We start from the raw sequence: 18,368 nt of genomic DNA, 5'->3' as shown, positions 1-18,368 counted from the left end.
GTCATAGTGGTCGTATTGGTCGCGACCGGGATGTGACCTGGTCTTGGTTCCATGTGGACCGTGAGACGGGTACGCGACGCGTCCCTCGGGACGCAGCTCTTCGTGCTCCAGATGGTGATCGTGCTGCTGGCCGTCGGGGGCACGGCCGGTGTGTGGGCCGAGCACACACGTGATCAGCTCGACTCGCTGCACCAGCAGCGGGCGCTGGCGATCGCGCAGTCGGTGGCCGGGCTGCCGCAGGTGCGCGACGCGTTCAAGCTGGCCCAGCCGCAGGCGGTGCTGCAGCCGCTGGCGATGAGCGTCCAGCACGAGACCGGGGCCGACTACGTGGTGATCGCCAACACCGAGCAGGAGCGTTACGCCCACCCCAATACCGCGCTGATCGGCAAGCGGCTCTCCACCGACGGCACCACGGTCCTGCGCACCGGGCGGAGCTGGGTCGGCACGGAGACCGGCACGATCGGCACCACGGTGCGCGGCAAGACGCCCATCCGCGACGAATACGGCAACGTGATCGGCCTGGTCTCGGTCGGCGTGCTGGAGACCACGGTCACGGGCCAGGTCGCCGGCGCGCTGCCGCCGCTGATCTGGACGGCCCTTGCGGTGCTGCTGGCCGGGCTCGCGCTGGCCGCGCTGATCACCGCGCGGGTGCGCAGGCAGACGTTCGGCCTGGAGCCGCGCGAGATCGCCCGGCTGCTGGAGCAGCGCGAGGGCGTGCTGCACGGCGTCAAGGAGGGCGTGCTCGCGCTCGACCTCGCGGGGCGGGTCACCCTGGTCAACGACGCCGCCCGCGAGCTGCTCGGCGACGTCGGCGAGGACCTCGGCAGCATGCCGGTCTCCGGGCGCATGCGCGATGTGCTCGGCGGCGCCGACCCGGGCGTGGACCGCGTCGTGCTGCACGGCGAGCGGGTGCTGGTGCTCAACCGCACCCCCGTCTGGGTACGCGGCCGGCACCGCGGCTGGGTGGTCACCCTGCGCGACCGCACCGAGCTGATCCGCCTGGCCCGCGAGCTGGACGACACCAGCAGCGCGACCGAGGCGCTGCGGGCGCAGGCGCACGAGTTCGCCAACCGCATGCACACCGTCGTCGGGCTGCTGGAGCTCGGCGAGCACGAGGCGGCGGTCGGCTACATCACCCGGACCACCCGCGCCGCCCACGCCACCGGGCTGCGCGAACGCGTCCAGGACCCCACACTCGCCGCCCTGCTGCTCGCCAAGTCCGCCGAGGCCGCGGAGCGCGGCGCGAAGCTGGTGCTGTCGGAGGACTCCGCCGTGCCAGAGGGCCTGCTCGGCGATCCTCAGGACGCGGTCCTGGTGGTGGGGAACCTGGTCGCGAACGCCATCGACGCCCTCGACGGAGCCGAGGGCACGATCGAGGTGTCGGTCCAGGCCGACGCGGGCGGGCTGCGGGTGCGGGTCGGCGACTCGGGGCCCGGCATCGCGCCCGACCTGGTGGAGGAGGTCTTCAGGGAGGGCTTCACCACCAAGGCCGCCCATTCGGGGCCCCGCGGCCTCGGCCTCGCCCTGACCCGGCAGGCATGCCTGCGCCGGGGCGGCTGGGTCCGCGCCGGCAACGCGGGCGGCGCCGTCTTCACCGCCCTCCTCCCGGCGAAGGCACGACCATGACCCCGCGAGGGAGTGCCGCCGCCCGGGGGAGCGGCGGGAGCGGAGCGACCAGAGCGGAGGAGGGCGGCGTGCGGCGACCGAGCCCGCCTTCACGGAGTGGAGGCCATGAGCGCTGCGTGAGGCGAGCGAGCCCTTCCGATGGAGTCCGGCCGTGATCCGCGTCCTGGTCGTCGACGACGACTTCATGGTCGCGCGGATCCACAGCGGTTACGTGGCGCGCGTGCCGGGCTTCCTGGTCGTCTCCGTCGCGCACAGCGGGGCCGACGCGCTGGCCGCCGTGGCCGAGCTCAGGCCCGATCTCGTGCTGCTCGACATCTACCTGCCCGACATGTCGGGGCTTGAGGTGCTCAAGGCGCTCACCGACGTGGACGTCCTCATGATCAGCGCCGCCCGCGACGTGCCCACCGTCAGGGAGGCCATGCGCGGCGGCGCGGTCAACTACCTGATCAAGCCGTTCACCGCCGCCGCACTCACGGAACGGCTCAGGCAGTACGCCGACACCCGCCGGCGGCTCACCGCGATCGGCCCCGAGGCCCGCCAGGACGACGTGGACCGGCTCTTCGGCACCTCCAAGAGCGCCGCCCCCATGCCGAAAGGGCTGTCGGCGGCCACGTGCGCGCTGGTGGCGGATGCCCTCCGGGAGGCGGGCCGCGACCTGTCGGCGGCCGAGTCGGCCGAGCTCACGGGCCTGTCGAGGGTCAGCGCCCGCCGCTATCTCGAACATCTGTGCGCGGCAGGGCAGGCCGAATTGCGGCCACGTTACGGCACTGCCGGCCGACCAGAACATCGCTACCGGTGGCTAGGTTGACACACTTCCGTAGCCATTTCCCGTGACATATGCGGATGCGCGTGCCTTACTGTTGCCTGAGACTTGGCTGCGGACCGGGAGGAGATTGAGGCGTGCGAAACGCCGGACCGATCGAATCACCGACCGACCCGTTCGCCTCGGTGCCACTGCCCACGTCGGGAGTCTCCAGGAAGCCGCGGATCGAAGGTCTGCCCCCGGGGGTCTCCCGGGACATCTTCGGCCCGCCGGACAGGCAGGACTCCCGGCAGGCCCAAGGCCCGAGCGCCACGGGCGGTCCCCAGGGCGGTGGGCTGCCCCCGGCGGCCGCGCCGGCACAGCCGTGGCCGATGACGGACAAGGAGCCTCCCACTCCGCCCGCGCCGGTGTTCGGCGTCCAGGGCGGCTCGGAGCGCCCGTCCGTCTTCGAGCCCGACCCGCCGAGGCGCCGCCGCCTCCTGCCCGGACTGCTCACCCTCGTCGTCGTGCTGGCCGCCCTGGCCTACGTCGTCCCCGCCGTGCTCATGTCGGGCTCGGTGTTACGCGGCACCCACGTCGCCGGCGTCGACATCGGCGGCCTGACGGTGACGCAGGCGGCCGACAAGCTCCGCAACGACCTCGGCGCCAGGCTCAGCAAGCCGGTCGTGGTCGACATCGGCGGCAAGAAGGACACGATCCAGCCCGACGAGGCCGGGCTGGAGCTCGACGTGGTCGGCACGATCGGCCAGGCCCCGAGCGGGTTCCCCAGCCCGCAGGAGGTGTGGCGGGGACTGACCGGCACTACCGAGCTGGAGCCGAAGGTCAGCATCGACTCCTCCCAGCTCACCAGGACCGTCGAGGGGCTGGCCGAGGCCGCGGACAAGCGGGGGCACGAAGGCCGGGTGACCTTCACCGGACTGGTGCCGAAGCCGCGCGAGCCCGAGGACGGCGTGCTGCTCGACCGGGACGACGCGGTGCGCCGGATCAGCGACGCATTCCTCCAGGGCGGCGGCAACGTGGCGCTCACGCTCCGTCCGTCCAAGCCGATCACCTCCAGCGAGTCCGTGCAGACGGCTCTGGCCAAGGCCAGGCAGGCCGTCTCCGCGCCCATCACGCTGACCATCGGCGACAAGCAGGCAGTCGTCTCGCCGGCTCTCATCGCCGCGAACCTGACCTACAACTCCGACGGCGACGGCAGCCTGGCTCCCGAGTTCGACGCCAAGGCCGTGCTGGCCGTCGTGGAGAGCAGCCTGGTCGACGCCGCGCAGCAGCCGCTCGACGCCACGTACGAGATCGTGGACGGCAAGCCGGTCCTGGTGCCCGCCCGCACGGGCCGGGGTGTGAACGACAAGCTGCTGGCCAGGGACGCGGAGAAGGTGTTCGCCGAGGGCGGCCCCCGCACGATCCCGGTACGGCTCGGCGCGGTCGCCCCCGCCGTCACCACGGCGGAGGTGCAGGGGCTCGGCATCAAGGAGACCGTGGCCTCGTTCACCACCTCCTACGACTGCTGCCAGGCGCGGGTGAAGAACATCCAGCGGATGGCCCAGGAGCTCGACGGCCACCTGGTCAAGCCGGGGGAGACGTTCTCGCTCAACGAGGTCGTGGGCGAGCGCACCATCGAGGACGGCTACGTCGAGGCCGGGCAGATCGTCGGCGGCCGGATGGTGAACATCATCGGCGGCGGCACCTCCCAGTTCGCCACCACCATGTACAACGCGGTGTTCTTCGGCGGGTTCGACGACGTGGCGCACCAGCCGATGGACTACTACGCCCCCCGCTACCCGGCCGGGCGCGACGTCGCGCTGCTCTACCCGGACCTGGACCTGAAGTGGCGTAACGACTCCGAGTACGGCGTGCTGATCAAGACCGCCTTCACCGACACCTCGGTCTCGGTGACCCTGTGGAGCACCAAGCGCTACGACAAGATCGAGGCCGTCGAGTCGGAGCGGCGCAACTTCACCGCCTTCCGCCGCGAGACCAGCTCCGCGCCCGGCTGCCTGCCGACGACCGGCGAGCAGGGCTTCACCATCGACGTCACCCGGGTGTTCCACCTGGACGGCAAGGTGGCCAAGAAGGACAAGAAGCTGACCACCAAGTACCGGCCGCAGACCCAGACGACCTGCACGGCCACGCGCTGAGCGGGGCCGTCCGGGCTGCGGCGGCCCGGACGGCGGGCCGGACGCGAGCCTGTACGGCGGGCTGGACGAGGCCCCGGACGGTGCTAGCCGGCGGCGGCGGTCACCGACATGATGCGGTCGTCGCCCTCGCGCGGTGAGCCCCTGCCGTCCTTGTTGCTGGTGCCCACCCACAGCGCGCCGCCGGGGGTCGCGGTGACCGCCCTGAGGCGGCCGTAGCGGTCGGCGAAATGCGCCACCGGCTTGCCCGCCGAGCCGTCCGCGGCGAGCGGGATCTGCCACAGCCGGGCCCCGCGCAGCGCGCCCATCCACAGCGAGCCGTTCGCGAACGCCAGGCCGGACGGCGAGGCCTCGTCGGTGGACCACGTCGCGATCGGGTTCACGAACCGCGAGTCGTCGCCGCGGCCCTCGACCTCGGGCCAGCCGTAGTTGCCGCCCGCCTTGACGAGGTTGAGCTCGTCGTAGGTGCTGGCGCCGAACTCGGAGGCGTACAGGCGGCCGGAGCCGTCCCAGGCCAGGCCCTGGACGTTGCGGTGGCCGTAGCTGTAGACGAGCGTGCCGAAGGGGTTGCCGGGGGCCGGCGCGCCGTCCGCGGTCATGCGCAGGATCTTGCCGCCGAGCGAGTCGCGCTGCTGGGCGAGCGCGCGGTCGCCGGTCTCGCCGGTCGAGGCGTACAGGTAGCCGTCGGGGCCGAACGCGAGCCGGCCGCCGTTGTGGATGCCGCCCTTGGGGATGCCCTGGACCAGCAGCCGTTCGTCGGACAGGGTGTCGCCGGAGAGCCGGTAGCGGACGATCCGGTTGTCCTGTTCGGCGGTGTAGTAAAGGAAGATTTGATCGCCCTTGACCGCGACGCCCATCAAGCCGCCCTCACCGTCGGGGCGCACCCCGTTGACGGTGCCGAGCTCCGTCACCTTGCCCGCCTGGCTCACCCGCAGCAGCCTGGCCGAGTCCCGCTCGGTGACCAGGGCGTCGGAGTCCGCGCCGTCGCTCAGGAAGGCGATCGCCCAGGGCACGGCCAGCCCGGTCACCACGTCCTTCGGATCGCCGGGCGCGGCCCCGGCCGTCACGGCGGCCGACGGGAGCACCTGCCCCGCACCCGAACAGGCGGTGACCGCGGTCAGCAGCATGATCGTGCAAAGCTTCCTCATGTGTTCCATACTTCCCCCGCAGTCGTATGGTTCTCGGCATGAAGACTTGGGTTCCGTCCGATTCGGTGGCTGATGCTCTGTCCGACCTGCCTGGGGTTGAATGCGCTGTCTATAACAGCACGTCCCCGATGCCCGATGGGGTGGGCGAGGTGGAGGTGTGGATGCCGCCGCTGGTCACCGTGCCCGACGTGCCGGGGACGCTGGCCAGGATGAGCTCGTTGCGGCTGGTGCAGACCGTCACCGCCGGCGTGGAGCCGTACCGGCCGCACATGCCCGCGGGCGCGACGCTGTGCAACGCCCGTGGCGTGCACGACGCGGGCACCGCCGAATGGGCGGTCGGGGCGATGGTGGCGGTGCTGAGGGAGTTCCCCGGGTTCGTGGACGCGCAGCGCAGGGGCGAGTGGACCTACCACCACACCGGCGTGCTGGCCGACTCGACCGTGCTCATCGTCGGCTACGGCTCCATCGGCGCCGCGCTCGAAAGGCGGCTGGCCGGGTTCGAGGTGGAGGTCGTACGCGTGGCCAGGAGCGCCCGTGACGGCGTGCACGGCATGGACGAGCTGCCCGTGCTGCTGGCCGAGGCCGACGTCGTCGTGCTGCTGGTGCCCGCCACGCCCGCCACCGCCGAGATGGTCGACGCGGCGTTCCTGGCGCGGATGAAGGACGGCGCCGTGCTCGTCAACGCCGCCAGGGGCGGGGTCGTCGACACCGACGCACTGATCGCGGAGCTCAAAACCGGTAGGCTACGCGCCGCGCTGGACGTGACCGCGCCCGAGCCGCTGCCCGAGGGCCACCCCCTCTGGAGCGCGCCGGGCGTACTGATCACCCCGCACATCGCGGGCAGCACCCCCGCGTCGGAGCGGCGCACGCTGCGTCTGCTGCGCGCCCAGCTGGAGCGTTACCTCGCCGGCGAGCCCCTGATCAACGTCATAACCGACTCGTATTGAGAGGATCCCGGAACGTGGCTGGTCCGTGACCTTCGGTGCGTACGGTTACGTTTGCAGGGAGTTCCTGACTCACTGTCAAGGAACTCTTGGCGGCAATCGGTCTGTGTGGTTATCAGATCGGTGACGACATCGGCGTTGTCACCACCCGCGCACCCACGACCGCACACACTGGCGAAGTGATCCGCCGGGCTTCGGCGGCTCATGGGAGCAGAGTTCGAGACGGGATGGGCAACGACTGTGATCCGCTGGCGTGATCCACGGGTGCCGCTGACCGCCGCCGCGGCGGCAGGCGTGGTGGCGGTCGCCGCCGCGCTCCTGGTGGGCGGCGACGCCCTGCTCACCGGTGCGGTCGCGGGCGGGCTCGCGGCGCTGACCGCCGCCGCTTCCCTGCTGCTCGCCTCCGTGCGGTCGGCCGCGCACCGCCCGACCGCGCTCGGCGCGCGCTGGATGGCCGGTGGGGCCGTCATCTGGGCCGCGGGCGTGGCCCTGCACCCGTTCGCAGAAAGCTTCGTGGTCAGCTTCGCCGACCTGTTCGTGCTGCTCGGCACCGTGGTCACGGCAGGCGGCGCGCTGATCGCCGCCGACCGCAAGTTCCCGGCCAGAGTCGCATTACGGCACATCACCGACGCCTACCTGTGCGCCGCCTCGGTCTTCCTGATCGGCTGGGTCGTCGCGCTGCGCGACGTCTACGCCGACACCGACCCCGCGGCGTTCTCGCTCGTCATGCTGCCGCCGATGATCGGGCTGCTGGTGGCGTGCACCGTGGTCCCGTCGGTGCTGGCCAGCCGGTCGTCCGCGCGGCTGCTGGCGCTGGCCGGCCTCGGCGTGCTCGTCACCATGACCGCGGCGGGCCTGGCGGCCGGGGTGGCGCGGCTCGGCGGCGACGCCCCGCACCTCTGGAGCGTCCTGCTCGCGCCCGTGGCGTTCCTGGCGCTCGCCGCCATCCCGTGGGGCCCGCGCGTCGAGGAGGCGGGCAGGAGCGCCATCGGCAACGTGATCGCCCTGGCGCCGCTGGCACTGGTCGCCGTGGCGGCCTGCACGCTGCTCGCCCACCTGGCCGGCGGCGGCCCCGAGCAGCCCGTCACCGGCGTCGTCGTGGTCGCGGTCTCCGTGGTGCTGCTCCTGCTGGTGCGCCTGTTCGTGCTGTCGGCGGCCAACATGCGCCTGCGCGGCCTGGTCAAGTCGGGCGAGCGCCAGGTCAGGGAGCTGGCCGAGAGCACGGGAGACGTGGTGTTCCTGTGCGACTACGACGGCCTCGTACGCGAGATCGGCGCCGGTGTCGAGGTCACCTACGGCTACCGCCCCGAGGAGCTGGTCGGCGGGTCGATCTTCGACTACATCCACCCGGAGGACGTGCCCGGCATCCAGGCCGCGCTGCGCGCCATGGGCCTGGACGAGGAGAACGTCGCGCCCGGCGCCTGCCTGATCGCCTGCCGCGTGCGCGCGGCCGACGGCACCTGGCGCCCCACCGAGTCCGTCGCCACCCGCCACGTCGGCGGCGACGAGCTGATGCTGGTGACGACCAGGGACATCAGCGACGAGGAGGCGTTGCGCAACCAGGTGGCCCACCTGACCTTCCACGACGGCGTGACCGGGCTGCCCAACCGGGCCTACTTCGAGGAGCGCACCCGCGAGGTGCTGTCCGGCCGCACGCTGGGCAACGTCGCGGTCATCTTCCTCGACCTCGACGGGTTCACCTCGGTCAACGACTCGGTCGGGCACGCCAGCGGCGACTACCTGCTCGGCCAGGCGGCCAGGCGGCTGCGCGGCGCCGTGCGCGCCGATGACACGCTGGCCCGGTGGGGCGGCGACGAGTTCGCGGTGCTGGTCGAGACGGGCGGGGACGCGCAGGTCGCGGTGGATCTGGCCGAGCGGCTCGTCCGGGCGGTCTCGCAGGAGCCGTTCCGCGTCGCCGACCGCGACGTGGCGCTGACCGCCAGCGTGGGCGTCGCCTTCACCGAGGACGACCTGCCGGCGGGCGACCTCATGCGCAACGCGGACGTCGCCATGGCGCGCTCCAAGGAGCTCGGCGGGCGGCGGGTCGAGGTGTTCGCCGCGCAGATGCACGCCGACGTCGTACGACGGCTGGAGCTGGCCGCCGACCTGCAGCGGGCGCTGATCGAGCAGCAGTTCGCGATCGAGTACCAGCCGGTCGTCGACCTGGCCACGTCCCGCGTGACGGCCGTGGAGGCGCTGGTGCGGTGGTGGCGCGGGTCGGTGTTCGTGCCGCCCGAGCAGTTCCTCGGCCCGGCCGAGGACACCGGGCTGATCGTGCCGCTGAGCGAGTGGATCCTGCGCGAGTCGTGCCGCGAGGTGGCGGCCTGGCGGGCCTCGTCCTGGGACATCGGCCTGTCGCTGAACCTGTCGGCGCGCCAGATCACCGCGCCCAGGTTCGTCGAGACCGTGGAGGAGGCGCTGGCCGAGAGCGGGCTGCCCGCCTCCGCGCTCACCCTCGAAGTGATCGAGGAGATGCTGGTCGAGGACGCGGAGGAGACGATCAAGCGGCTGTCCGAGCTGCGGGCGCTCGGCGTACGGCTGGCGATCGACGACTTCGGCACCGGCTACGCGTCGCTGGCCTTCCTGCGCCAGCTCCCGGTCGACATGATCAAGATCGACCCGTCCTTCGTGTCCGGGCTCGGCCGGGACGACACGCTGACGCTGCTCACCCGCACGATCGTGCGGCTCGGCCACGACCTCGGGCTCATCGTGGTGGCCGAGGGAATCGAGCGGCCGGAGCAACTGGAGCTGCTGAAGCAAATGGGGTGCACCAGGGGGCAGGGCTTCCTGGTGGCACGCCCGATGGCAGCGCGCGGCGTGGACTCCCTGATGCGGACGAGTCTCACTGTTTGAGACTTGTGTCCACCAAGTTGACACTAGGGCGTTCGGAGCGGCTATGGTGTAAGCCATGCTTCGCAGTGAGATTCTCGTAGTACTTCGCCGGCGCGCAGGCCGATAGCGAAGCACGACGACCTGCGCGCCGCCCCAGCCCCGCCGCTTGGTGGGACGGGGCATTTTTTATGTCCTTAAGCGAGTAGTCACGCAAGGAACGAGCCGATGACCGAACGGATGACAGGTGCACAGGCCCTGGTGAGGGCGCTGGAGTACGTGGGAGTCGACACCGTGTTCGGGATCCCGGGCGGCGCGATTCTGCCGGCCTATGATCCTCTCTACGACTCGACCAAGGTCCGGCACGTGCTCGTACGCCACGAGCAGGGTGCGGGGCACGCGGCCGAGGGCTATGCACAGGCGACCGGCCGGGTCGGGGTGTGCATGGCGACCAGCGGCCCCGGCGCCACGAACCTGGTGACGCCGATTGCGGACGCCTACATGGACTCGGTGCCCATCGTGGCCATCACCGGCCAGGTGGCCAGCGGCGCCATCGGCACCGACGCTTTCCAGGAAGCCGACATCTCCGGCATCACCATGCCGATCACGAAGCACAACTTCCTGGTCACCGACCCGCTGGACATCCCCCGCACGATCATGGAGGCGTTCCACATCGCCTCCACGGGCCGTCCAGGCCCGGTGCTCGTGGACATCTCCAAGGACGCGCTGCAGGCCGACACCGTCTTCACCTGGCCTCCGACCATGCAGCTCCCGGGCTACCGCCCGGTCACCAGGCCGCACTCCAAGCAGATCCGTGAGGCCGCCAAGCTGATCGCCGAGGCCCGGCGCCCGATCCTGTACGTCGGCGGCGGCGTCCACAAGGCGGGCGCGTCGGCCGAGCTGCTGCAGCTCGCCGAGCTGACCAACATCCCGGTCATCACCACCCTGATGGCCAGGGGCACCTTCCCCGACAGTCACCCGCAGCACATGGGCATGCCGGGGATGCACGGCAGCGTGTCGGCCGTGGGCGCGCTGCAGAAGTCCGATCTGATCATCGGCCTCGGCGTCCGTTTCGACGACCGCGTCACCGGCCAGCTGTCGTCGTTCGCCCCCTACGCGAAGGTCGTGCACGCCGACATCGACCCGGCGGAGATCTCCAAGAACCGGCACGCCGACGTTCCGATCGTCGGCGACTGCAAGGAGGTCATCAGCGACCTCGTCAACGTCATCCAGTCCTCCGGGCAGCACGGCGACTACGCCGACTGGTGGACCATACTCAACGGCTACAAGGAGATCTACCCGCTCGGCTACGAGACGTTCGAGGACGGCCAGCTGGCCCCCCAGTACGTCATGGAGCGGCTGAGCGCGATCGCCGGGCCCGACACGTACTACGTGGCCGGGGTCGGGCAGCACCAGATGTGGGCCGCGCAGTTCATCGACTACGAGAACCCGGGGACGTTCATCAACTCCGGCGGCCTCGGCACGATGGGCTTCGCCGTCCCGGCCGCGATGGGCGCCAAGATGGGCCGCCCCGACGCCACCGTGTGGGCCATCGACGGCGACGGCTGCTTCCAGATGACAAACCAGGAGCTCGCCACCTGCGCGCTGGAAGGCGTGCCGGTCAAGATCGCGATTATCAACAACGGTAATCTCGGCATGGTCCGCCAGTGGCAGACGCTCTTCTACGACCAGCGTTACTCCAACACCGACCTGCAGACGACGCGCCGGATCCCGGACTTCGTCAAGCTGGCCGAGGCCTATGGTTGTGTGGGCCTGCGGTGCGAGCGTCCCGAGGACGTGGACGCCGTGATCAAGAAGGCCATGGAGATCAACGACGTGCCTGTCGTGGTCGACTTCGTCGTCCACCAGGACGCCATGGTCTGGCCCATGGTCGCAGCCGGCACGAGCAACGACGACATCAAGATCGCCCGAGACATGGCGCCGAAGTGGGAGGGCGAAGATGAGTAGGCACACGCTGTCCGTGCTTGTCGAGAACAAGCCGGGTGTCCTGGCGCGCGTGTCCGCCCTGTTCAGCCGGCGGGGCTTCAACATCGACTCGCTGGCCGTCGGGCCCACCGAGCACGACGACATCTCCCGCATGACCATCGTGGTCAGCGTCGAGGAGCTGCCGCTTGAGCAGGTCACGAAGCAGCTCAACAAGCTGGTGAACGTGCTCAAGATCGTCGAGCTCGACCCGGGGCAGTCCGTCCAGCGCGAGCTGATGCTGATCAAGGTCAAGGCCGACTCCGACAGCCGCTCCCACGTGCTGGAGCTGGTCAGCCTCTTCCGCGCCCGCTGCGTCGACGTGGCATCCGACGCCGTGACCATCGAGGTCACCGGCACTCCCGACAAGCTTGAGGCGTTCGTCAAGGTCCTCGAGCCGTTCGGGATCAAAGAACTCGTCCAATCGGGCATGGTGGCCATCGGCCGCGGTGCCCGCTCCATCACCGACCGGTCCCTCAGGGCACTGGACCGTACCGCCTGAAAGGTTTTGAGCAAGTGACCGAGATTTACTACGACGACCAGGCCGACCTGTCGATCATCCAGGGACGCCACGTGGCCGTGCTGGGGTACGGCAGCCAGGGCCACGCCCACGCGCTCTCCCTGCGCGACTCCGGCGTGGACGTGCGCGTCGGCCTGCCTGAGGGCTCCAAGAGCCGCGAGAAGGCCGAGAACGACGGCCTGCGGGTCCTCACCCCGTCGGAGGCGGTCGAGGAGGCCAACCTCACGATGATCCTGGCGCCGGACCACATCCAGCGCCACCTCTACGCCGACCACGTCGCCCCCAACCTGGTCGAGGGCGACGCGCTGTTCTTCGGTCACGGCCTGAACATCCGCTACGGCCTCATCGAGGCGCCCGAGGGCGTCGACGTGTGCATGGTCGCCCCGAAGGGTCCCGGCCACCTCGTGCGCCGGCAGTTCGAGGCAGGGCGCGGCGTTCCGGTCCTGGTGGCGGTGGAGAAGGACGCCTCGGGCAAGGCGCTGGACCTGGCGCTGTCGTACGCGAAGGGCATCGGCGGCACCCGCGCCGGCGCGCTGCGCACGACGTTCAAGGAGGAGACGGAGACCGACCTGTTCGGCGAGCAGGCCGTGCTGTGCGGCGGCGTCTCCGAGCTCATCAAGGCGGGCTTCGACACGCTCATCGAGGCCGGCTACCAGCCCGAGGTCGCCTACTTCGAGTGCCTGCACGAGATGAAGCTGATCGTCGACCTCATGTACGAGGGCGGCATCTCGAAGATGTACTGGTCGGTCTCCGACACGGCCGAGTACGGCGGCTACACCCGCGGCCCGCGCGTCGTCGGCGACGAGGCGCGCGCCGAGATGCGCCGCATCCTCGGTGAGATCCAGGACGGCACCTTCGCCCGCCAGCTCGTCGACGAGTTCGACGGCGGCCAGAAGGAGTTCACGCGCTACCGCGAGGAGCTGGCCGAGGACCCGATCGAGAAGACCGGCGCCAAGCTCCGCCCGATGATGAGCTGGCTCAAGGCGTAACACGAGGAGGGGGTGGCGGACAGGCGGGCGGCGCCTGCCCGCCGCCCTTTTTCGCGTAGCGGCGCCTGCCCGCCGCCCCTTTTCGCGTAGCAGTGGCTGCCCACCGCCCTTGTTCGCGAGAAGCGGCGACCCGCACGCCTCGCTATAAGCAACCTTGGTTGACTAATTGCCGTCGAGTCGGCTAGGTTTGCGCGCATGGCCGCTGAAGACATCCCCGACTCCGCAGACCGGCTGGCGGCCGTGGTGGCGCTGCGGCGCCTGGCCGACCAGCTGGAGGACGCCGCCGTCGAGCAGGCGATGCGCGAGGGCTGGACCTGGCCCCAGGTCGCCGAGGCGCTCGGGATCACCCGCCAGGCGGTGCACAAGAAGCATGCCAAGCGGCTCATCGAAGCAGGGGTCACGCTGCGGCGCCGGCAATGAGCCCGTCATGACCCAAGCCGGGGCTTTTATTTACTTCGTTATATCGTTCGATATAGCATCCGACACATGATGAACGCGCGTCGCTCTTCAGGCGCGGGCGGGATGGGCCCCACGGGCCGCTTCTTCGGGCCGGGCGAGCTCCGCCTGGCCATCCTCGCCCTGATCGCCGAGCAGCCCGGCCATGGCTACCAGGTCATGAGCCGCCTCGCCGACCGTTTCAACGGCACCTACGAGCCGAGCGCCGGCTCCGTCTACCCGACCCTGCAACTCCTGGAGGACGAAGGTCTCGTCCGCGTCGAGCCCGAGGACGGCCGCAAGGTCTACCACGCCACGGACGAGGGCCGGCGGGCCGCCGGGGAGCAGGCCGACGACATCGAGCGCCTGTGGGGCCGGGCGGCCAGCAGGGGCGAGTGGGGCATGTTCCGCGAGCCCGAGGCGGCGGAGATCGTCGGCCCGGCGCTGCGCCTGGTCAAGGCCGCCGTGAAGACGCTCGCGCACGCGCACGGCGATCCCCGGGTGGTCGAACGGATTCTGGAGATCTTCGTTGACGCCCGCCGCCGCATCGAGGAGCTCGATCCGCGGAGGCAAAGGATGAGCCCGCAGGGAGGCGAAGGATGAGCCCGCAGGGAGGCGACGTGCGAAAGGGCCTGGCCCGCAGGCTGCTCGACCGGATGCTCGTCGGCGGCGAGGTGCTGGAGGTCGAGCAGGTGGCCGCCCGCATGCGCCGGATCAGGATCGGCGGCGCGGCGCTCGCGGGGCTGACCTGGACGCCGGGCCAGCACGTGCGCGTGCTGATCGGCGACGGCGGTGGCCTGCTGGGCGGGGTTCTGCGCACCTACTCGATCTGGGCGTTCGACCCGTCATGGGAGGCCATGGACCTGATCGGCTACGACCACGGCGGCGACTCTCCCGGTGCGTCCTGGGTCAGGAACGCCGAGCCCGGCCAGGAGGTCGCCTTCACCCGGCCGGACGGCGGGTTCGTGCTGCGGGAGCAGGCGCCGTACCACCTGTTCGCGGGGGAGGAGACGGCCTCGGTGGCCTTCGGGGCGATGCTGCGCGCGCTCCCGCCGGACCGGCCCGCGTTCGGCGTGGTGGAGGCCGAGGAGCCCGGCGGGCATCTGGAGCTGCCCAGGGAGCTGGTCGGGGTGTGCCGGGACGGCGCGCCGGCGGCCAGGTCCGAGGTCCTGGTGAACACGGTCAGGGAGCTGGACCTGCCGGACGGGCCCGGTGTGGCCTACCTCGCGGGGGAGGCGCGCACGATCCAGGCGGTCCGCGCCCACCTGGTCGGCGAGCGCGGCTGGCCGCGCAAGGACGTGCGGACGAAGCCGTTCTGGACGCCGGGACGGAAGGGGATGGACTGATCCGCACGCTCCTCCTCCGGTCGACACGGTCAGGATCCGTGATAATAATACCGGTATAGTTATCGACCAGGAGGAGCTATGATCGAACTCAAGTCGGCCGGCGAGATCGACGCGATGCGGGCGGCGGGCCGGGTCGTGGCCGGCGTGCACGCCGCGGTGCGGGAGCGGGCCGCGGTCGGAGTGACGCTGAAACAACTCGACGAGGTGGCCAGGACGGTCATCGAGGAGGCCGGCGCGGGGGCGTCGTTCCTCGGCTACCACCCGTCGTTCGGCGCGATGCCGTACCCGGGGGTGATCTGCACGAGCGTGAACGGCGTCATGCTGCACGGCCTGCCGAGCCCGTACCGGCTGCGGGACGGCGACCTGATCAGCGTGGACTGCGGCGCGATCATCGACGGTTGGCACGCCGACGGCACGGTCAGCTTCGCCGTCGGGCAGCCCCGCGAGGAGGACCTCAAGCTGATCCAGGTCGCGGAGGAGACACTCGCGGCGGGCATCGAGGCGGCCCAGCCCGGCGGCAGGATGGGCGACATCGGGCACGCCATGTCCACGGTCGGCCGCGGCGCGGGTTACGGCATGCAGAACGACTTCGGCGGCCACGGCATCGGGCGGGCGATGCACGAGTCGCCGTTCGTCCCGAACGAAGCTACCAGGGGGCGTGGGCTGCGCCTGCGGCCGGGGCTGGTGATCGCGATCGAGCCGAGCCTGATGGCCGGCGGGGGCGACGACTACTACATGGCGGACGACGGCTGGTCGGTGTGCTCGGGCGACGACAGCCGGAGCGTGCACGTCGAGCACACCGTCGCCATCACCGCGGACGGCCCGGTCATCCTCACCCTGCCGTAGGCGGGCGCATCCCGAACAGGAACCTGGTGACCCGGGTCCGCCGCACCAGCACGTCGTAGACGGCCACGGTCAGCACGAGCGAGAGCGCCACGATGACCAGGTACTCGACCAGGATCGGCGCCTGCAGGCCGACCACGAAGTAGGCCACGGCCACGACGATCGGCTGGTGCAGGATGTACAGCGGCAGGACGGCGGGGGCCAGGTAGGCGTACACCCGCCGGGGCGGCCTGTCCTGGGAGGCGGTCGAGGGCTCGCGCGGGCGGTCGAGGGCGCCGAGGATCGCGACCACCCAGCACCATCCGGCCAGGCCGTACAGGGCCCGTACCCCGACCGCGAGCGGGGTCAGGTCCGTGAACGCGTCGGCGCCCGGCGCGTCACCCGCGATCATGAACCCGGGCACCCCCACCGCCAGCAGCGCGCCGCCGGCGACGGCGGCGATCACCCAGTCGCGCCGCATCGCCGCGCGGAAGGCCGGGCCGGTGACGAACAGGAACCCGTACAGGAAGAACACCAGGTACGCCCAGCGGCTCCAGCCGCCGAACGCCTCCTCCAGCCCCACCAGCGCGCAGATCACCGCGATCGGCAGGCCGAGCAGCAGCAGCCCGCCGCGCGGCCGCGAGATCCCCGACAGCCGGTCGCGGACCCGGTCGAGCGGGACCCAGCGCACCAGCGCCGCGAGCATGAGCGAGAAGGTCAGCAGCAGCACGACGAACCACAGGTGGCCGGTCTCGAAGTACTTCCCCTCCAGGATGAACGGGAAATCGCCCGGCTCCAACTGCACGGAGTAGAACTTCGGCAGGAACGCCAGGTAGGACTCGTCGTACGCCGGATCGGCCCGGAGCCGCAGCCACTGCGGCACCGGAATGATCGTCGCGGTGGCGAACACCAGTGGCACGCCCAGGCGTAGTAATCGCTCCACCGCGAAGCCGCCCGGCCCCCGGCGGCGCATCGAGTGCCACGTCCCCAGCCCCGAGATCAGGAACAGCAGCGGCATCGCCCAGATCACGCAGAGTGCCGCGATGATGAATGTGATCTCCGTGGTCTCGGCGTTCTTGACGTAGTAGTCGTCGCGCGAGTCGAACACCATCGACGAATGGAAGAAAACCAGCCCGACCACCACGAGAGCCCGCATCGCATCGAGTTCCGGGCGTCGCTCCGGGGCTATCCGGTGATCCGTTCCGGTGTGCGTGGTCATGATCCGCCTCCTGGGGACACGCACCAGTTTGAGGCTCGGAAAGCGCTTACGCCATGGTTGTGCGGAGGCAATGCGTGGCAAGAGCGTCCCCCATGCGCGCACACCTACTCGTCAAGCCGGGCGATCTTCGGCACTGCTTCCCCCATGCGACGCATTTTCGCAGGTCAAGTGTGAAAATGCGGGAGTTTGTTGCGAGAAAGCGTAGGGCAGATCTTCTCCCGATAGCTACGGAGAGTAGTCGATCGGTATCAAGGAGATTCGGTTATGTACAGACAAGGGCTCATCCTGGCCGGGCTCGTCGGCGGGATGGTCATGTTCGGCGGCTCCGCGGTAGCTGCGACGCCCAGCGGCACCACCTTCCAGGCGAACGTCGCCGAATGGCCTCGGAACAACGAGGACCCGAGGAGGACCTTCTTCTTCTGCGGCGACGAGAACATCTTCGCTCAGGGCGAGGTCGACAACAGCACCAGCGGCGTGCTCGTCCTCCAGACCGGTGACATCCTGAGCCAGATCCTCGGCATCAAGAGCGAAGACACCAAGTGCGCGATCAGCTAACGCCTTTCCTCAGTAGCTGAGAAGCGTTACCCAGGGGCCCGCCCGCAAGGTGGGCCCCTTCGCGTTGCCCGGGCCTATGAAGGCCGCTCAGCCCTCGTAGGCGAAGGCCGCCTCGAAGGAGTTGCGGGCGATCCGGTCGAGCTGCTCGTCGGTCATCCCCAGCTCCCGCCGCAGCGCCTGGTAGTTGTCCTCCACGTAGCCGCCGAAGTACGCCGGATCGTCGGAGTTGACGGTCACGACCAGCCCCTCGTCCAGCATCGCGGGCAGGATGTGGTCCCGCAGGGACGGCACCGCGCGCAGCCGCACGTTCGACAGCGGGCACACGGTCAGCGGGATCCGCTCCTCCCGCAGCCGGGCCACGAGCTGGGGATCCTCCATCGCCCTGATGCCGTGGTCCACCCGCTCCACCCGCAGGATGTCCAGCGCCTCCCACACGTAGTCGGGGCCGCCCTCCTCGCCCGCGTGCGCCACCCTGCGCAGCCCCTCCGCGGCGGCGATGTCGAAGACCCGCCTGAACAGCGACGGAGGGTAGCCGACCTCCGCCGAGTCGAGCCCCACCCCGATGAACCGGTCGCGGAAGGGCAGCGCCGCCCGCAGCACCTGCTCGGCCTCCTCCGGGCCCCGGTCGCGGAGGAAGCACAGGATGAGCGCGGCCGGCACGTCGCCGTCCTTCAACGCCGCCGACAGCCCGCCGACCACCGCGTCCAGCGGCACGCCCCTGCTCTGGTGGGCCTGCGGGTCGAAGAAGATCTCCGCGTGCCGCACCCCCTGCGCGGCGGCCCGCCGCAGGTAGGCGGTGGCGAGGTCGTAGAAGTCCTCCTCGGTGCGCAGCACCGCCATGTTCTCGTAGTAGACGTCGAGGAAGGACTGGAGGTTGGTGAACGAGTAGCGGGCGCGGATGGCCTCCACGTCGTACGTCGGCAGATCGATCCGGTTACGCCTGGCCAGCTCGACGACGAGCTCCGGCTCAAGAGTGCCTTCGATGTGCAGGTGGAGTTCCGCTTTGGGGCGCATGGCAATGAGTAAACCCGACCAAGGGTGATGGAGGTATCGT

At 70.6% G+C, this 18,368-nt stretch carries 16 protein-coding genes; 13 read left to right on the top strand and 3 right to left on the bottom strand.

Translation table 11 applies throughout. The features are described 5' to 3' along the window. Positions 1–51 precede the first annotated feature (51 nt). From ETD85_RS21920 to ETD85_RS21910, 3 genes are all read left to right on the top strand, one after another. On the top strand, positions 52–1,626 hold the full coding sequence (locus ETD85_RS21920; RefSeq protein ID WP_138691629.1) for an ATP-binding protein: 1,575 nt from the start codon (positions 52–54) through the stop codon (positions 1,624–1,626). Between the two features lie 151 nt (positions 1,627–1,777). Further along, the gene (locus ETD85_RS21915; RefSeq protein ID WP_138691628.1) at positions 1,778–2,434 is read left to right on the top strand and encodes a response regulator; all 657 of its coding nucleotides are present in this window, start codon (positions 1,778–1,780) and stop codon (positions 2,432–2,434) included. Between the two features lie 92 nt (positions 2,435–2,526). Further along, positions 2,527–4,527: a VanW family protein gene (locus ETD85_RS21910; RefSeq protein WP_138691627.1), complete on the top strand. Its 2,001-nt coding sequence runs from the start codon at positions 2,527–2,529 to the stop codon at positions 4,525–4,527. An 83-nt stretch (positions 4,528–4,610) separates the two neighbouring features. Here ETD85_RS21910 and ETD85_RS21905 read toward each other — a convergent pair whose 3' ends face one another. Then, positions 4,611–5,672, bottom strand: a complete 1,062-nt coding sequence (locus ETD85_RS21905; RefSeq protein WP_138691626.1) for a PQQ-dependent sugar dehydrogenase — start codon at positions 5,670–5,672, stop codon at positions 4,611–4,613. 128 nt (positions 5,673–5,800) lie between these two features. On the opposite strand from ETD85_RS21905, the gene ETD85_RS21900 reads away from it, so the two are divergent. The 9 genes from ETD85_RS21900 (at position 5,801) to map (ending at position 15,564) form a co-directional block, all read left to right on the top strand. Continuing rightward, complete coding sequence (locus ETD85_RS21900; RefSeq protein WP_240779294.1) at positions 5,801–6,619, top strand: 2-hydroxyacid dehydrogenase; 819 nt, start codon at positions 5,801–5,803, stop codon at positions 6,617–6,619. Between the two features lie 237 nt (positions 6,620–6,856). Next, a complete protein-coding gene (locus ETD85_RS21895; protein ID WP_240779293.1) occupies positions 6,857–9,469 on the top strand; it encodes a putative bifunctional diguanylate cyclase/phosphodiesterase in 2,613 nt (870 codons plus the stop codon). 204 nt (positions 9,470–9,673) lie between these two features. Beyond that, the gene (locus tag ETD85_RS21890; protein WP_138691623.1) at positions 9,674–11,413 is read left to right on the top strand and encodes an acetolactate synthase large subunit; all 1,740 of its coding nucleotides are present in this window, start codon (positions 9,674–9,676) and stop codon (positions 11,411–11,413) included. Continuing rightward, entirely contained in the window at positions 11,406–11,930 is a 525-nt protein-coding gene (gene ilvN / locus ETD85_RS21885; protein WP_138691622.1) for an acetolactate synthase small subunit, read from the top strand. The genes ETD85_RS21890 and ilvN overlap by 8 nt, the downstream gene beginning before the upstream one ends. A 23-nt stretch (positions 11,931–11,953) precedes the next feature. Continuing rightward, positions 11,954–12,937, top strand: coding sequence for a ketol-acid reductoisomerase (ilvC, locus tag ETD85_RS21880; protein ID WP_138691638.1), 984 nt, complete (start codon positions 11,954–11,956; stop codon positions 12,935–12,937). 195 nt (positions 12,938–13,132) lie between these two features. After that, positions 13,133–13,357 carry a hypothetical protein gene (locus ETD85_RS21875; protein ID WP_138691621.1) on the top strand — a complete coding sequence of 75 codons (225 nt, stop codon included), beginning with the start codon at positions 13,133–13,135 and terminating at the stop codon, positions 13,355–13,357. A gap of 66 nt (positions 13,358–13,423) precedes the next feature. Next, positions 13,424–13,975 carry a PadR family transcriptional regulator gene (locus ETD85_RS21870; RefSeq protein WP_138691620.1) on the top strand — a complete coding sequence of 184 codons (552 nt, stop codon included), beginning with the start codon at positions 13,424–13,426 and terminating at the stop codon, positions 13,973–13,975. Continuing rightward, positions 13,972–14,718 (top strand): siderophore-interacting protein, encoded by a 747-nt coding sequence (locus ETD85_RS21865; RefSeq protein WP_138691619.1) that lies wholly within the window; start codon positions 13,972–13,974, stop codon positions 14,716–14,718. The genes ETD85_RS21870 and ETD85_RS21865 overlap by 4 nt, the downstream gene beginning before the upstream one ends. A 78-nt stretch (positions 14,719–14,796) precedes the next feature. Then, complete coding sequence (gene map, locus ETD85_RS21860; protein ID WP_138691618.1) at positions 14,797–15,564, top strand: type I methionyl aminopeptidase; 768 nt, start codon at positions 14,797–14,799, stop codon at positions 15,562–15,564. Here the strand turns inward: map and ETD85_RS21855 are convergent. After that, positions 15,551–16,759 (bottom strand): acyltransferase family protein, encoded by a 1,209-nt coding sequence (locus tag ETD85_RS21855; RefSeq protein WP_138691617.1) that lies wholly within the window; start codon positions 16,757–16,759, stop codon positions 15,551–15,553. The two genes, map and ETD85_RS21855, sit on opposite strands and share 14 nt — an antisense overlap. 264 nt (positions 16,760–17,023) lie before the next feature. Between ETD85_RS21855 and ETD85_RS21850 the strand changes: the two genes are divergently transcribed. Next, positions 17,024–17,314, top strand: coding sequence for a hypothetical protein (locus tag ETD85_RS21850; protein WP_138691616.1), 291 nt, complete (start codon positions 17,024–17,026; stop codon positions 17,312–17,314). Positions 17,315–17,401: 87 nt separating this feature from the next. Here ETD85_RS21850 and ETD85_RS21845 read toward each other — a convergent pair whose 3' ends face one another. Next, the gene (locus ETD85_RS21845; RefSeq protein WP_138691615.1) at positions 17,402–18,328 is read right to left on the bottom strand and encodes an adenosine deaminase; all 927 of its coding nucleotides are present in this window, start codon (positions 18,326–18,328) and stop codon (positions 17,402–17,404) included. Positions 18,329–18,368: the final 40 nt, after the last annotated feature.

The organism is Nonomuraea zeae (assembly GCF_005889725.1).
GTDB lineage: Bacteria > Actinomycetota > Actinomycetes > Streptosporangiales > Streptosporangiaceae > Nonomuraea > Nonomuraea zeae.
This window is presented reverse-complemented; position numbering and strand designations above follow the sequence as displayed.

Excerpts from the sequence above, each read along its gene's own strand:
- ETD85_RS21920 (WP_138691629.1), top strand. The coding sequence starts at position 52 with ATGTGGACCGTGAGACGGGTACGCGACGCGTCCCTCGGGACGCAGCTC.
- ETD85_RS21905 (WP_138691626.1), bottom strand. The coding sequence starts at position 5,672 with ATGAGGAAGCTTTGCACGATCATGCTGCTGACCGCGGTCACCGCCTGT.
- ETD85_RS21900 (WP_240779294.1), top strand. The coding sequence starts at position 5,801 with ATGCCCGATGGGGTGGGCGAGGTGGAGGTGTGGATGCCGCCGCTGGTC.
- ETD85_RS21890 (WP_138691623.1), top strand. The coding sequence starts at position 9,674 with ATGACCGAACGGATGACAGGTGCACAGGCCCTGGTGAGGGCGCTGGAG.
- ilvN (WP_138691622.1), top strand. The coding sequence starts at position 11,406 with ATGAGTAGGCACACGCTGTCCGTGCTTGTCGAGAACAAGCCGGGTGTC.
- ETD85_RS21875 (WP_138691621.1), top strand. The coding sequence starts at position 13,133 with ATGGCCGCTGAAGACATCCCCGACTCCGCAGACCGGCTGGCGGCCGTG.
- ETD85_RS21870 (WP_138691620.1), top strand. The coding sequence starts at position 13,424 with ATGATGAACGCGCGTCGCTCTTCAGGCGCGGGCGGGATGGGCCCCACG.
- ETD85_RS21865 (WP_138691619.1), top strand. The coding sequence starts at position 13,972 with ATGAGCCCGCAGGGAGGCGACGTGCGAAAGGGCCTGGCCCGCAGGCTG.
- map (WP_138691618.1), top strand. The coding sequence starts at position 14,797 with ATGATCGAACTCAAGTCGGCCGGCGAGATCGACGCGATGCGGGCGGCG.
- ETD85_RS21855 (WP_138691617.1), bottom strand. The coding sequence starts at position 16,759 with ATGACCACGCACACCGGAACGGATCACCGGATAGCCCCGGAGCGACGC.
- ETD85_RS21850 (WP_138691616.1), top strand. The coding sequence starts at position 17,024 with ATGTACAGACAAGGGCTCATCCTGGCCGGGCTCGTCGGCGGGATGGTC.
- ETD85_RS21845 (WP_138691615.1), bottom strand. The coding sequence starts at position 18,328 with ATGCGCCCCAAAGCGGAACTCCACCTGCACATCGAAGGCACTCTTGAG.